The sequence below is a fragment of the Celeribacter sp. SCSIO 80788 genome (genome assembly GCF_051054295.1).
In the GTDB taxonomy this organism is placed as follows: domain Bacteria; phylum Pseudomonadota; class Alphaproteobacteria; order Rhodobacterales; family Rhodobacteraceae; genus Celeribacter.
This window is the reverse complement of record NZ_CP150482.1, coordinates 3,262,143-3,275,998: the sequence shown is the minus strand read 5'-3', so window position 1 is coordinate 3,275,998 and position 13,856 is coordinate 3,262,143. Positions and strand designations below refer to the sequence as shown.

Genomic DNA, 13,856 nt, shown 5'->3' with positions numbered 1-13,856 from the left:
TGACGCGTCAGGCGGCGCTGAGGCGTGCGATTTCTTCTTTGATGCGGAGTTTCTGTTTTTTCAGATCTGCGATCCGAAGGCCATCGGCGCCGGGCGAACGCTGGGCATGTTCAACGGCCTCCGAGAGGGATTGGTGCTTTTTCTTCAGTTCCTGGATATGGGACGTCAAGCTCATGTTTTCTCCTCTCTGAGTGTGTCAGCCATGTAAAAGCTGTGTGACAAGTGCACCATAGAATCCGAGTCGTGTCACTGCTTTGTTTTGAAACAAAGTGACCAGAATATTAGCTTTTGCGAAATATCGCCAAATCTCAGCCGGACCATGGCAAGGCATCGCCGCCTCGCAAAATCTTGACGACCTGAGAGGTGTAATCGTCGCCATCGTGCTTATGTGACACGCCCTCATGCATCACAAGCGGTTCTTCCAAGACAAAAGCAGCCCGTCCACCCTTGCGCGCCTGAAGGATCACGAGCTCCGCCGCACGCCCCGAACGCGGCTGAACCGGACGAACACGCAGCGAGCCGAGGCGGTTGTCACAGGCGGCCAGCATATCCGGCAGACGATCGGCTTTCTGGATCATCGTCAGATAACCCTTGGGTTTAAGCCGCCGCGTCGCTGTGTCGATCCAATCGACAAGCGGTGTTTCTCCTGCGAGCGCCACATCACGCCCGACATCCTCAGCGGGCGTCGAGCGATGACGTTCGTAATAGGGCGGATTGGCGATGACGTGATCGAAGGTCTGCTCTTTCACCGCACCAGGCAGGTGACGCAGATCTGCTTCGAACACCTTCATCTCCATGCCGTTCTCAACGGCATTGCGGCGCGCGAGATCGGCATAGAAGCCCTGCACTTCGACCCCGGCGAGCGACAGCCCCGCCACGCGCGCAGCGAGGCAGAAGGACGCAACCCCGCCCCCGCAGCCAAGCTCCAGAACGGACTGACCGGGAGATGCAGGTGTGGCTGCCGCCAAAAGCACCGGATCGACCCCGGCGCGATAACCCTTGCGCGGTTGATAAATCTGCAACCGCCCGCCCAAAAACGCATCGCGGCTCAGCTCAGAAGATCCGCTCACAGATCCTCCAGCTCGAAATCATTGTCCTTGAGGATACGCCGGGCCTGCGCGAGATCGTCATCGCGCACCATAAGGCGGCGCGGCAATATGCCGATGCTGCCTTCGAGGACGCTCATATGGACGTCCATTTCAAAGCAGTCTATATCCTCTCCGGACAAGAGCGCTTTGGCGTAGACGATCTGGGTGGGGTCGGTGGTGCGCAGAAGCTGTTTCATCGCGATGATTAAAGTACAGACCGAAAGGTTTGTCGAGCCGAGGAGGTCCCATGGGACTGGATAAAGCCGCCGTGAAGCCGCATGAAAGACTGGCCGCCGCTCTGGCGCCCGAACTTGAGGCCGTCAACGCGCTGATCCGGGAGCGGATGTCGTCGGAACATGCGCCGCGCATCCCCGAGGTAACCGCGCATCTGATCGAGGCCGGTGGCAAGCGACTGCGCCCGATGCTGACGCTGGCTGCCGCCAAGGCCTGCGGTTACAGCGGCCCCTATCACATTCACCTCGCCGCCACGGTGGAGTTCATCCACACCGCCACGCTTTTGCATGACGACGTAGTGGATGAGAGCGCCCAGCGGCGCGGGCGGCCGACGGCGAACCTTCTGTGGGACAACAAATCTTCGGTTCTGGTCGGCGATTATCTTTTTGCCCGCTCGTTCCAGTTGATGACCGATGCCGACAACATGCGCGTGCTGCGCATCCTGTCGAACGCTTCTGCGACGATTGCTGAAGGCGAAGTGCTGCAACTCACCGCTGCTCAGGATTTGAAGACCGACGAAGCCATCTATATCCAGGTGGTGCGCGGCAAGACCGCCGCTTTGTTCGCCGCCGCGACCGAGGTCGGTGGCGTTCTGGCCGGGGCCGACGAAACGGTGGTCAAAGCACTGTTCGACTATGGCGATGCGCTTGGGATTTCCTTCCAGATCGTCGATGACCTTCTGGATTACTGGGGCTCCGAGCAGACCGGAAAGAATGTCGGCGACGATTTCCGCGAACGCAAGCTGACCCTGCCGCTGATCAAGGCGGTGGCAAAGGCCGATGCGGAAGAGCGCGCCTTCTGGGTGAAAACCATCGAAAAGGGCAAGCAGGACGAAGGCGATCTGGAACACGCCATCGCGCTTTTGAACAAGCACGACGCTCTGGAAGAAACCCGCGTGATTGCGCTCGACTGGGCAGACAAGGCGAAAGCCGCGCTGTCCGCTCTACCTGAGGGCGAGATCGTGGAGATGCTCTCCGACATTGCCGATTACGTGGTCGCGCGCCTGCGCTGAGGCACTTATCCCGGCAATGTGCTGGCGGATTTGACCCACCACCACGGGTTGCCTTCGGCCAGCTGCAACGCCGCCACATCCGCCGCATAGCGATCCGCGAAAAGCCCGAAACAGGTCGCACCGGAGCCGGACATCCGCACCATGAGCGCGCCGGGCGTCAGGGCCAGCGCCGCCAGAGCCGCCGCCACTTCGGGCACGAGTTTCACCGCAGGTTTCTCAAGATCGTTGCGCTGGGTCGACAACCAATCGACGAAGGCCAGTGTATCCGGCCAGCGCGGCAGAATATCCGGCATCGCCAGATTGTCTTTGCGCTCAAGTCGCCGGAACACCTCTGGCGTCGACACCTCGACCTTTGGATTCACCAGCACCATGTGCAACGCCGGCATTGTCACCGGCTCCAGCACATCCCCGATCCCGCGCATCCGCATCGGTTTTGCGCGCAGACAAACTGGCACATCGGCCCCGAGCGCAAGCGAACGCTCTGCCGAGACAGGCACCGCCCCAAGACGCGCCGCCGCGCGCAGCGTGGCCGCCGCATCGGCAGACCCGCCACCGATCCCGGAGGCGGGTGGCAGGTGTTTATCGAGCGTCAGGGACATCGAAAAGTCCGCACACTCCGCCGCCTTGAGGACAAGATTGCTACCGTCCGTCGGCACACCTTCGGCAAAGGGCCCGGTGACGCTCAGCGCCGAGTGCGACGCCGGGCTGGCCGTGACCTGATCGCCGAGATCGACAAAGGCCACCAGACTGTCGAGCAGGTGATAGCCATCTTCCCGCTGTCCGGTGACATGCAGGCTCAGGTTGATCTTGGCGGGCGCAAAGACCTTAACCGTCATTCCCGCCCCGCGTCGGTTCTTCGCCCTCTTCGATCAGAACCTTGTCGAGACCGATGTCGAGTTTCTTGCGAATGCGGCTAGCCTCGTCATCCTCGGGTTCGAAGGACAGCGCCCGTTGCCACTGGAACCGCGCCTCTCGCTCGCGCCCAACGGCCCAGTAAACATCGCCCAGGTGATCGTTGATGATCGGATCGACCGGCATCAACTCGACCGCGCGCTCCATCGGCTCCACCGCCTCGTCGTAACGCCGCAGGCGATAGAGACCCCAGGCCAGACTGTCGGTGATATAGCCGTCTTCCGGGCGCTCTTCGACAGCCTTACGGATCATCTCCATGGCCTCGTCGAGATTGGTTTTCATCTCGAGATAGGAATATCCGAGATAGTTCAGCACACGCGGCTGATCCGGTTCCAGCGCCAGAGCCTGCCGCAGATCCGCCTCCGCCTTGTCCCATTCCCCCATCCGTTCATAAGCCGTACCGCGAGTGAAATAGAGCGGCCATTGCCCGCGGGTCGGCGGTTGGTGACGGTCGATCACGACGGAATAGGCTTTCACCGCCTCTGCGTAATCCTCCTGACGCCGCAGCGCATCGCCCAGAGCTGTGTGAGCCTCGTCCAACTCCGGATGGGATTTCGCCAGTTGCCGCAAAACCTCGAGCGACGCCTCGGTGCTGCCCGAGGAGCGGAGCGCTTCGGCCCGGGCGAGGCTCGCAATCGGGAAGGCCGGATCATCCGCCGGAATCCGATCCAGTGCCTGGTTCGCGAGGTCGTAATTCTCCAGCCGTTCCAAAAGCGTCGCCACGCTCAAAACATAGCTCGCCTCCTCCGGGCGCAGCGCCTCGGCGATCCGAGCGTAAAGCAGCGTATAAGCGTCGTCCAGCCCACCATCGAGCGCGGAAGCCACGGCGAAGAATACATCCGCAATGCCGTCACGCGCACTGTGCACCACATCGAAAGGCACGGCGTCGCCCGCCGTAAACGCCTCACGCAGATGTTCCAGTTCGAGGTCCAGTGGCCCCTCGCCGAAACTGTCATTCAGAAGCGCCAGAGCCTCGTCATTGCGCTCGAGCTGGCTGAGAATTTCCATCTGCGCGATCACGGAAAACCGGCTTTGCGGCATATTCGGCTGCGACAGGGTCACAAGCGCACCTTCGTAATCGCCGACCAGTGCGAGAGCGAGACCCTTGTTATATGCGCCGAAATTCTCGAAGCCCTGCCCCATACCGGAGCCCTGATCGAACAGGTCGAGTGCGCCGGACATATCGCCCAGACCGACATGGGCCCAAGCCAACATGAGCCCATCGACGACAGAGCTGATGCTCTCCCCGCCTTCGAGCGCAGCCACCAGACCTTCGTAATCGCCATCGCGCACCAAAAGCGTCAGATTTGCCATCGCCGCAATCTGGTTCTCGGGTTCGATCTGTTTCAACAGGCTGGCATAGCCTTTCACCGCATCGAAATCGCCCATGGAAATCCGCGAGGAGATCACGGATTCGAGCAGTACCGGATTATCCGTATCGCCCGCCAGCGCCCGCGTGGCATATTCGGCAAGCACCGGGAAGGTGCGATCCATCGTCGCCTGACGCGCGGCCAGATAGGAGCCTGCATCGGCGAGAACAGGAGATGGCAGGGCCACGCTTCCAAACAAAAGCCCTACAGCGGTGAGGGCAGAAATCATGCGGCCGGCGCGGTTTGTCACCTGTCGTCTCCCTTGTGGTTCATCCCGGCGAGCCTATCGTCCAAACCCGACCGCCGCAATGCAAACGGGGGCCCGCTTGGCCCCCGTCCCGATCTTTGAAAACACGTTGCCGTGAGACACTTACATGTTCGGATAGTTCGGCCCATCGCCGCCCTGCGGTACGGTCCAGGTGATGTTCTGGCTGGCTTCCTTGATGTCGCAGGTCTTGCAATGAACGCAGTTCTGGAAGTTCACCACGAATTTCGGCGCCTCGCCTTCCGGCGTCAGGTATTCGTACACCCCCGCTGGGCAATAGCGCTGCGACGGGCCGCCGAATTCCTTGTAATCCACGTCAATCGCGACCTGCGGGTCTGCCAGTTTCAGGTGGCAGGGCTGGCTTTCCTCATGGTTCGTCGCCGCGAAAGACACGTTGGTCAACCGATCGAACGAGATCACACCATCAGGTTTCGGATAGTCGATCGGCTTGAACTTGGCCGCCTTGCCCGTCGATTGCGCGTCGGTTTTGCCATGTTTCACCGTTCCAAACAGCGACACACCAAACAGGTGGTTGGTCCACATGTCGAACCCACCAAGCGCCAGCGACGCCGCAAGGCCGAACTTCGACCACAACGGTTTGACGTTGCGCACACGTTTCAGGTCCTTGCCAACCGCGCCCTCGCGCAGCTCGGTCTCGTAGCTCTCAAGCACATCGCCCGAGCGCCCCTCTTTGATCGCCGCAAAGGCATGCTCCGCCGCCGCCTTGCCCGAGAGCATCGCGTTATGGTTGCCCTTGATCCGCGGCACGTTGACGAGGCCGACCGAACAGCCCAGCAAAGCACCGCCCGGGAAGGCAGCTTTCGGCATCGACTGATAACCGCCCTCGGAGATCGCCCGCGCACCGTAAGCCACGCGTTTGCCGCCCTCCAAAAGCTCTTTCACCAGCGGGTGCTGTTTGAAGCGCTGGAATTCCATGTAGGGGAAGAGATACGGGTTTTCGTAGTTCAGGTGCACCACGAAGCCGAGATAAAGCTGATTGTTTTCCGCGTGGTAGACGAACCCGCCCCCGCCCGCATTCGAACCCAGCGGCCAGCCCATAGAGTGCCAAACCTTGCCTTCGCGATGCTTCTCGGGATCAATCTCCCAGATCTCTTTCATGCCAAGGCCGAACTTCTGAACGTCGCGGCCTTTTTGCAGGTCATATTTCGCGATGATCTCTTTCGCCAGAGACCCGCGCACGCCTTCGGAGATCAAAACATACTTGCCATGCAGCTCCATCCCCGGCTCGGTGTCCGGCCCGATCGAGCCGTCGGCCTCAAGCCCGAAGACGCCCGCGACCACGCCTTTGACCTCGCCCTTGTCGCCATAAATCAGCTCAGAGCACGCCATACCGGGGAAAATCTCGACGCCAAGCTCCTCGGCCTGCTCCGCCATCCAGCGGCAGACATTGCCCATCGAGACGATGTATTTGCCATGGTTTGACATGAAAGGCGGCAGCGGGAAATTCGGAATGCGGATCGACCCGGCTTCGCCCAGAACGTGGAAATGATCCTCTTTCACCTCAGTGGTGATTGGCGCGCCACGCTCTTTCCAATCCGGGATCAACGCATCAATCCCCACCGGATCAAGCACCGCGCCCGACAGGATATGTGCGCCCACTTCAGAGCCCTTTTCCAGAACGACAACGCTCAGGTTCTCGTCCAACTGCTTGAGCCGGATCGCGGCAGACAGGCCAGCAGGCCCTGCTCCCACGATCACAACATCATATTCCATCGCCTCACGCTCGATATTCGACATAAAATTTCTCCCTGGCTCAGGCGGCTCTCCAGCGCTTACCTAACCGTTAAGCGAGGGCAGGGTCAATTTGAGATGCGGTTTTTCGTTGCGTCTGTTGGGCTTTGTTGCGCCAAAATCGCCGCAACGCTGCATAAAGCGGTAGCCCCCGAGACGGAGCCATGCCGTCAACGAACGACGTCCAAACCGTATTGGCCGTGAGGTCAAAGATGACCGCACGATAGACTGCCCCTTTCCGTAATGCGTCAGGTTCAGGAGCTCTGACACAGGAGATAATGTGTGCCGGCTCTTGCATTCCACCGGCATTCCGGGTCAGGTAGTCCGACAATGACCAAATCCGAAAGCACCCGGAGCCTAAACGGCCCCGTAGTGCTTTTTTCGTGCAGATGAGTGCCCTGATGGAAAAAATCCTCATGACCCGCGCGGGCTACACCGCGCTGAACGACGAGTTGAAAACCCTGAAATCCGTCGAACGTCCGGCGATCATTCAGGCCATTGCCGAAGCCCGCGAGCTTGGCGATCTCTCGGAGAATGCCGAATACCATTCGGCGCGTGAGAAGCAGAGCTTCATCGAAGGCCGCATCAAGGAGCTTGAAGGCATCCTGTCGCTGACCGATGTGATCGACCCGAAAACCCTGTCGGGCGCGGTGAAATTTTCGGCCACTGTGACCATCGTCGACGAAGATACCGATGAGGAAAAGACCTTTCAGATCGTGGGCGAGCACGAAGCCGACATCGAGCGCGGTCTTCTGAACATCAAATCCCCGCTCGCCCGCGCCCTGATCGGCAAGGACGAAGGCGACAGTGTGGAAGTCCGCACGCCGGGGGGCGAAAAGTCCTACGAAATCCTCAAGATCGCGTATATCTGATTTGTAAACGCGATCGAGGAGATCCCTTTGGCAACCGAAGGTCCCAAAAAAGTCGAGCTTGGCGTCTATCAGCGCCCTGAGGAAGAGCCCAAGATCACCGCGACCGAGATGATCGCGGCGGTGCTATCCTTGCTGTGGCTGGCGATGACGGCTGGGTATTTCATGATCCTCGGCACCGGGTCGAACGATTTCGATTCGATCCGCTTCGTCATGATGCTGATCGCGATTTTCATGCCGATTGCGATGATCTGGGTGGGCGCTCTGGCGGTGCGTGCCTCTCGCACGATGCGCGAGGAAAGCCGCCGCCTTCAGGCCGCGATTTCCGCCATGCGTCAGTCCTACCTCTCTGGCCAAGGCGGCGGCACGTCGAACGCCACGGTCGAGAAAAAGCTCGAAGAGATCGCAGCGGCCCAACGCAAGACAGATGCGACGCTGGCGATGTTTACCTCGATCCGTCCGGGCCAGACCCCGCCCGAGGACAAGCTGGCGATCCCGGCCCCTGCGCTGATCGAGGAACAGGCAAGCCTTGCGCTCGGCACGCCCTCGGAAAGCCTCGCCCCGCCGCTGTCGGTCGCGGATTTCATCAAGGCGATGAATTTTCCCGAAACCGCCGACGACAAGGAAGGCTTCCGGGCGCTGCGCCGTGCACTCTCGGATCGCAAGGTCAGCCAGCTCATCCATGCCGCACAGGACGTGCTCACGCTTCTGTCGCAGGACGGCATCTACATGGACGACCTGCGCCCCGACCGCGCCAAGCCCGAGGTCTGGCGCCGGTTCGCCAAGGGCGAGCGCGGCCATTCCGTCGCCCCTCTGGGGGGCGTGCGCGACCGCTCCTCTCTGGCGCTGGCCTCTGCCCGCATGAAACAGGACGCGATTTTCCGCGATGCCGTTCACCATTTCCTGCGCAAATTCGACAAGACCTTTGCCGAGTTCGAGCAATCCGCCACTGACGAGGAAATCGCAGCTCTCACAGACACGCGCACCGCGCGCGGCTTCATGTTGCTGGGCCGTGTGACCGGCACCTTCGACTGAGGCGTGGCGGCGCTGTCCGCTTCCGCATAACCCGTTTTCACAAATCGCAATTGGTCCGCGCCACCCGATCCCCTAGGCTGGTGCGGTTCGAAATTCCAAGGCCCCGCGCATGTCTCTTTCTCCCGCCTCCCAGCAATTTCTCAAAGGTGCCAAGGACGGCCTGCCGTTTCACATTGTGATCTGGCCCTTTGCCGCGATCTTTGGCGCGATTGCCACGCAGGCGGGGCTGAATGTCGTCGAGGTCATGGGGTTTTCGATCCTCGTGATCGCGGGCTCGGCCCAGCTTGCCGCGCTGCAACTGATGTCCGACAACGCCCCAACGCTGATCGTTCTGGCCACGGCGCTGGCGGTCAATCTGCGGATGGGGATGTATTCGGCGTCGATCACGCCGCATCTCGGCAAATCCTCGCTTTTGACCCGCGCCTTCGCCTCCTACATGCTCTACGATCAGCCCTACGCGCTCTCGACGATCAAATTCGAGAAAGAGCCGGACCTGAGCCTCTCCGAAAAACTTGGGTATTTCTTCGGCGCGGCGATCCCGATTGCCATTGCTTGGTACGCACTAACGCTGACCGGCGCGCTTCTGGGCGATAAGATCCCGACCGACATCGGTGTCGATTTCGCTGTGCCTGTGACCTTTCTGGCCGTGGTCGCCCCGATGCTCAAGACGCTGGCGCATCTTGCCTCGGCGCTGACCTCCGTGGTTCTGGTGTTGATCCTTGGCTTTATGCCCTATGGCACCGGGCTTTTGGTGGCTGCCGCCGCAGCATTGGTTGTGGGCGCGCAGGTTGAGATTTGGATGGAAAAAAGAAAGGCCGCGGCATGATCGAAGCGAGCACAACGCAAATCTGGATCATCATCGTCGGACTGGCCATCGGCACCTTCCTGATCCGGTTTTCTTTCCTCGGCCTCGTCGGCGACCGCCCCCTGCCCGCATGGCTGTTGCGCCTGTTGCGCTATACACCCGTCGCGGTTCTGCCCGCTGTGGTCGCGCCTATGCTTTTAGGGGCGAAGGCAGACACGGACCCGCTGCGTCTGTTCTGCGCGGCCGCGACGATCATCGTCGGCATCTGGACGAAAAACGTGCTTTGGGCGATCATCACCGGACTTGGCTTGTTCTTTGGCCTCGGCGCGGTGATCGGGTAACGCCCTTTCGCTTAGGAACTCCCGCTGTGATGAAGAAGCAGCGGCGGAGCTTGGATCAGCTGACCGTTTTCATCGGGGCTGTCGTCGTATATGACTTTTTCCGTCACGCCCGGCTGCTCCCCAAACCATTGCATAAGCTTCTTTGGTGACATGGTCCGCGGTGCTTTCTCAAAGCCCGGCAGATCGCCGAGAATGCTCGACACACTGGTGGCACACATCGCCTTTGGCACGGCACCGTAAGACTGAACCTTGGCCAGCGCCAGTGTCGCGACCTCTGGGCTCACCGTGATGGTCTGTTCCACCACATGCCAGGTGATGCGAGCGTGATAGTCGATGTAGAAATCTACCGCTGCGTCGGACATGCCGTAATGCACATCGTTTCGCTCCGGCAGATGCGGGTGATAAAACGTCCCGGCCGGATCGAAGATCACCCGCTCGGACGGGGCATTGACCATCAGCGCGCTGTGCCCGCCGCCGCCGGTGCGATTGCTGATCACGGTGAAGAGCGTCAGTTGATAAGGTGCACCATGCACGTAATGCGACCGCGCCACCTCGGCGTCAGGCGCCCATTTCGGTTCGGCCGCCCCGCAAGCGGTCAGCACAAGAAGGGACAGGAGCCCGACGGCTCGATACAGAAACGACACGATTTGGGGCTCCGGTCCTTTGTGAAACGTTTACGGGGCTTAACTATTGAAAACCGCGAGGATGATCAAAACAAAAACGGATACACCCGCGACCCAGGTGGCCCATTTCACAAAACCGTCAAAGGTTTTCTCCTGAACGGAAATATCCATATCCCCATGCTTGTGCTCAGACATTCTGCGGTTCCTCCCTTATATGCCTTCCGCCACGGTAGATGACTCGTCATCGCCTGTCACCCGTCGGTGCGCTTTCCGTTCAGCTCTTGTTCCAGATCGGCGACAAGACGAAAGCCGATCCGCGCAGGCGTCGCGTCCTCCGTCTGTTTCGGCATGGCCTGCAACATGACGTTGAGCTGAGTAACGTGTTGAATGAGCTGGGTCTTGGTCCCCTCCTCGTCCATCCCGTAAAACGTCACGATATCCGGGTCGAAAAAGCCGATGCCCTCGATCCGGAGCACCCCGGTGTCGGAACCGGCAAAGCCCATGGCGATCTCATGCTCGCTGTCGAGCTGTTCCTCGAAATTCTGGATATAGAGAATGAGGCGCTCATAGGCCCATTCCGCGGGGCTTTTCTCCTCGAGCGGCTTGCGTGCCACCGCTTCGGGCAGAGGTTTCTGTTCGGCCGTGCAGGCGTCGGGGTCGGCATGGGCCACCCGAGCCTGTGGCAGGGCGGCCTCTTCATGCGCCTCGGCGGTGGTGCGGATCTGATCCCCCTGGGACATGTCTCACTCTCCTGTTTGCCACAGGATCGCACCATCCTCCCGCTCTCGTCCAGTGATAAGACCGCGCCGCTCGAGATGACGGCAATGCGCCATGGCTTCGACCATCGCGAGCCCGTATTCGCCTTCCTTGATCGACCGCTTGAACAGCACGTCGAAACAGTCGCAGGCGGTGCGCGGTTCATGCAGCACCTCACGCAAGCGTTCGAGCGCGTGGCGATGATTGTCGATCAGATGCCGGAGCCGAGCGGGCAGCCCGGTGTAGGGCAGTTTGTGCCCGGTCAGGATCAACTGACTGTCACGGGCATGCGGCACGAATTTTTCGCAGGACCGCAGCCAATCGCCCACCGGATCGGCCATCGGTTCGGTGGCGGAAACCCCGAGATTGGGAGAGATCGAGCCCAGAAGCTGATCGCCTCCGATCACCAGTTCCCCGTCGCCGGACCAAAACGTCGCGTGCTCCGGCGCATGGCCGTCACCGGTGCGCACGGTCCAAAGCCGCCCGCCGATCTCGATCTCCTGCCCGTCGACGATCCGCGTATAGCCCAAGGGCAAAGGATGCACCGCATCGGCGGTGTTAAACGGGCGTTCGGTCAGGCGTTTCTCGTAGATCTCCGGGCTCATGCCGCAGGAGCGCCAAAAGGCCAGCATCTCCGGCGTCGGCGCCTCCTGCACATCGAGCTGCAACATCCGCGCCATCAGGTAAGAGGTCCGCGTTGTCACAAGCTCCGCGCCATGCTCCGTCACGAACCACCCGGCAAGGCCAACGTGATCGAGATGGTGATGCGTCACGATCACCCGACGGATCGGTTTGCCACCCATCAGCCCGTCGATCAGCGCCTGCCAGAGCGCGCGAGACTTCCCCGTATCGACACCCGTATCGACGATGGTCCAACCGTCACCCCCGTCGAAAGCATAGACATTCACATGCGCCAGAGGCACCGGCAAAGGCATCCGCGTCCAAAGAACACCCTCGGCGATCTCCACCACGCCCCCGGTCTCGGGGGGCTCGAAGGGCGTGCGGATCGGTGCAGTCATCAGGCGGATAAGTCCTCTGGGCTCAAAGCGTAAATATCCGCGGCCCCAAGACGCACCTGCGCCAGCAGGGCCGCGTGTTCCGGCAGCATACGTTTGATGTAGAAAGCTGCAAGGCGCGAACGCGGCCCCTCGCCGCCTTCGGCAATCGCCGCCTTGAGGTGATAATGCCCGCCCAGAACTCGGGCAAAAGCGCGCAGGAAGGGGACCGCGCCCGCGAACCGATCATTCATCGGCAGGGCGAGCATCGCCTCCATGCCTTCGCGCAGAGTTTCCGCCGCGTTCCAGACGGCAATCGCCCGTTTCGGCAGGGTCGCGCGCGCAGCTTCGGCAAAGCTTTCGATCTCATCGAGAATGGCAAACCCGGCCTCGCCGCCGTCCATCAATTTGCGCCCGACGAAATCCATCGCCTGAATGCCGTTCGTACCCTCGTAGATCGAAGTGATCCGGGCATCGCGGGCATACTGTGCCGCACCGGTTTCCTCGATATAGCCCATACCGCCATGCACCTGCACGCCCAGCTGGGCAACCTCATGCCCGATGTCGGTGGAAAACGCCTTGGCGATCGGAATGAGGAAGGCGCCGCGCGCCTGTTGCTCCGGATCTGTGCGCCCGAGATCGAGCGCCACACCGCAGGCCAGCGCAATCGCCCGCGCAGTAAACGTATCGGCGCGCATATGGGCCAGCATCCGGCGCACATCGGCATGGTCGATAATAGCCCCGTTTTCCGTCCCGATGGGGGATCGGCCCTGAACGCGGTCCTGCGCATAGGCGAGCGCCTTTTGCGTTGCGGCTTCGGCAACGCCAACGCCCTGAACGCCCACCCCAAGGCGCGCGTTGTTCATCATGGTGAACATGCATTTCATGCCCTGATGCTCTGCGCCCACAAGCCAGCCCGTCGCGCCCTCATACTCCATGACACAGGTCGGAGAGCCATGAATACCCAGCTTGTGTTCGAGGCTCACGACCTTCACGCCATTACGGACGCCCGGATTGCCATCCGCATCCGGGAGGAATTTCGGCACCATGAAAAGCGAGATGCCTTTCGTCCCCGGCACCCCGTCGGGCAGGCGCGCAAGCACGAGGTGGCAGACGTTGTCGGAAAAATCGTTGTCGCCCCAAGTGATGAAAATCTTCTGACCGGTGATCGCATAAGTGCCGTCGCCGTTGCGCTCCGCCTTGGTGCGCAACGCGCCGACATCCGATCCGGCGCAAGATTCCGTCAGGTTCATCGTCCCGGTCCATTCGCCGGAGATGAGTTTCGGGATGTACAGCGCCTTGATTGCGTCGGAGGCGTGATGCTCCAGCGCCTCGATCTGCCCCTGTGTCATCAGCGGTTGCAGCGAAAGCGACAGGCAGCCGCCCGACATCATCTCGTTGATTGCCGTCGCCACGCTCAGAGGCAGACCCATCCCACCGTTTTCCGGTTGCGCCAGCATGCCGATCCATCCGCCCTCCGCGATCTGACCATGGGCTGAGGCGAACCCCGGAGAGGTTTTGACCACACCGTCCACCAGATTGCCGGGCGTCAGATCGCTACCACGATTCAGCGGCGCGACCACATCGCTCGCAAGCTTACCGGCTTCTTCGAGGATCGCCGCAACCGTCTCCGCATCGATGTCCTCGAAGGCCGCACTCTCGAGCACGGCCGAAAAATCGACGATCTGGTCGAGAATGAACTGATAATCCGAAACCGGGGCGCGATAGGTCATGGCTGTTTCCTCCTCAGGCGCAGAAGGCTCTGCAACTTGGGCCTCAGAGTAGCGAAGCCGGATCGG

At 60.9% G+C, this 13,856-nt stretch carries 16 protein-coding genes; 5 read left to right on the top strand and 11 right to left on the bottom strand.

Features of this window, described 5'->3' with window-relative positions:
• Positions 1–7: 7 nt before the first annotated feature.
• The 3 genes from V1471_RS16515 to V1471_RS16505 form a co-directional block, all read right to left on the bottom strand.
• Entirely contained in the window at positions 8–175 is a 168-nt protein-coding gene (locus tag V1471_RS16515; protein WP_434290176.1) for a YdcH family protein, read from the bottom strand.
• A gap of 133 nt (positions 176–308) precedes the next feature.
• On the bottom strand, positions 309–1,070 hold the full coding sequence (locus V1471_RS16510; protein WP_434290173.1) for a tRNA1(Val) (adenine(37)-N6)-methyltransferase: 762 nt from the start codon (positions 1,068–1,070) through the stop codon (positions 309–311).
• Positions 1,067–1,285, bottom strand: a complete 219-nt coding sequence (locus V1471_RS16505; protein WP_434290171.1) for a DUF2007 domain-containing protein — start codon at positions 1,283–1,285, stop codon at positions 1,067–1,069. The genes V1471_RS16510 and V1471_RS16505 overlap by 4 nt, the downstream gene beginning before the upstream one ends.
• Positions 1,286–1,335: 50 nt before the next feature.
• Between V1471_RS16505 and V1471_RS16500 the strand changes: the two genes are divergently transcribed.
• A complete protein-coding gene (locus V1471_RS16500) occupies positions 1,336–2,334 on the top strand; it encodes a polyprenyl synthetase family protein (protein ID WP_434290169.1) in 999 nt (332 codons plus the stop codon).
• 5 nt (positions 2,335–2,339) lie between these two features.
• Here the strand turns inward: V1471_RS16500 and V1471_RS16495 are convergent, their stop codons facing one another.
• The 3 genes from V1471_RS16495 to V1471_RS16485 form a co-directional block, all read right to left on the bottom strand.
• Positions 2,340–3,170: a 4-(cytidine 5'-diphospho)-2-C-methyl-D-erythritol kinase gene (locus tag V1471_RS16495; protein ID WP_434290167.1), complete on the bottom strand. Its 831-nt coding sequence runs from the start codon at positions 3,168–3,170 to the stop codon at positions 2,340–2,342.
• Positions 3,160–4,866, bottom strand: a complete 1,707-nt coding sequence (locus V1471_RS16490; RefSeq protein ID WP_434290166.1) for a tetratricopeptide repeat protein — start codon at positions 4,864–4,866, stop codon at positions 3,160–3,162. The genes V1471_RS16495 and V1471_RS16490 overlap by 11 nt, the downstream gene beginning before the upstream one ends.
• 120 nt (positions 4,867–4,986) lie before the next feature.
• Positions 4,987–6,639 (bottom strand): electron transfer flavoprotein-ubiquinone oxidoreductase, encoded by a 1,653-nt coding sequence (locus tag V1471_RS16485; protein WP_434290165.1) that lies wholly within the window; start codon positions 6,637–6,639, stop codon positions 4,987–4,989.
• A 395-nt stretch (positions 6,640–7,034) separates the two neighbouring features.
• Between V1471_RS16485 and greA the strand changes: the two genes are divergently transcribed.
• The 4 genes from greA to V1471_RS16465 all read left to right on the top strand — a co-directional run bounded on the left by greA (position 7,035) and on the right by V1471_RS16465 (position 9,683).
• On the top strand, positions 7,035–7,505 hold the full coding sequence (gene greA / locus V1471_RS16480; RefSeq protein ID WP_434290163.1) for a transcription elongation factor GreA: 471 nt from the start codon (positions 7,035–7,037) through the stop codon (positions 7,503–7,505).
• A gap of 27 nt (positions 7,506–7,532) precedes the next feature.
• Positions 7,533–8,537 carry a hypothetical protein gene (locus tag V1471_RS16475; protein ID WP_434290161.1) on the top strand — a complete coding sequence of 335 codons (1,005 nt, stop codon included), beginning with the start codon at positions 7,533–7,535 and terminating at the stop codon, positions 8,535–8,537.
• 109 nt (positions 8,538–8,646) lie between these two features.
• The gene (locus V1471_RS16470; protein WP_434290159.1) at positions 8,647–9,363 is read left to right on the top strand and encodes an AzlC family ABC transporter permease; all 717 of its coding nucleotides are present in this window, start codon (positions 8,647–8,649) and stop codon (positions 9,361–9,363) included.
• The gene (locus V1471_RS16465) at positions 9,360–9,683 is read left to right on the top strand and encodes an AzlD domain-containing protein (RefSeq protein WP_434290157.1); all 324 of its coding nucleotides are present in this window, start codon (positions 9,360–9,362) and stop codon (positions 9,681–9,683) included. Before V1471_RS16470 ends, V1471_RS16465 begins: the two co-directional genes overlap by 4 nt.
• 11 nt (positions 9,684–9,694) lie before the next feature.
• Here the strand turns inward: V1471_RS16465 and V1471_RS16460 are convergent, their stop codons facing one another.
• Genes V1471_RS16460 through V1471_RS16440 form a run of 5 tightly spaced genes read right to left on the bottom strand, consistent with a single transcriptional unit; the run spans position 9,695 to position 13,790 of the window.
• Positions 9,695–10,327, bottom strand: a complete 633-nt coding sequence (locus V1471_RS16460) for a hypothetical protein (RefSeq protein ID WP_434290156.1) — start codon at positions 10,325–10,327, stop codon at positions 9,695–9,697.
• A 39-nt stretch (positions 10,328–10,366) separates the two neighbouring features.
• Positions 10,367–10,501 carry an aa3-type cytochrome c oxidase subunit IV gene (locus tag V1471_RS16455; RefSeq protein WP_434290154.1) on the bottom strand — a complete coding sequence of 45 codons (135 nt, stop codon included), beginning with the start codon at positions 10,499–10,501 and terminating at the stop codon, positions 10,367–10,369.
• Positions 10,502–10,557: 56 nt separating this feature from the next.
• The gene (locus V1471_RS16450; protein ID WP_434290152.1) at positions 10,558–11,046 is read right to left on the bottom strand and encodes a DUF6173 family protein; all 489 of its coding nucleotides are present in this window, start codon (positions 11,044–11,046) and stop codon (positions 10,558–10,560) included.
• 3 nt (positions 11,047–11,049) lie between these two features.
• Positions 11,050–12,081, bottom strand: coding sequence for an MBL fold metallo-hydrolase (locus V1471_RS16445; protein WP_434290150.1), 1,032 nt, complete (start codon positions 12,079–12,081; stop codon positions 11,050–11,052).
• Complete coding sequence (locus tag V1471_RS16440; RefSeq protein ID WP_434290148.1) at positions 12,081–13,790, bottom strand: acyl-CoA dehydrogenase; 1,710 nt, start codon at positions 13,788–13,790, stop codon at positions 12,081–12,083. The genes V1471_RS16445 and V1471_RS16440 overlap by 1 nt, the downstream gene beginning before the upstream one ends.
• Positions 13,791–13,856: the final 66 nt, after the last annotated feature.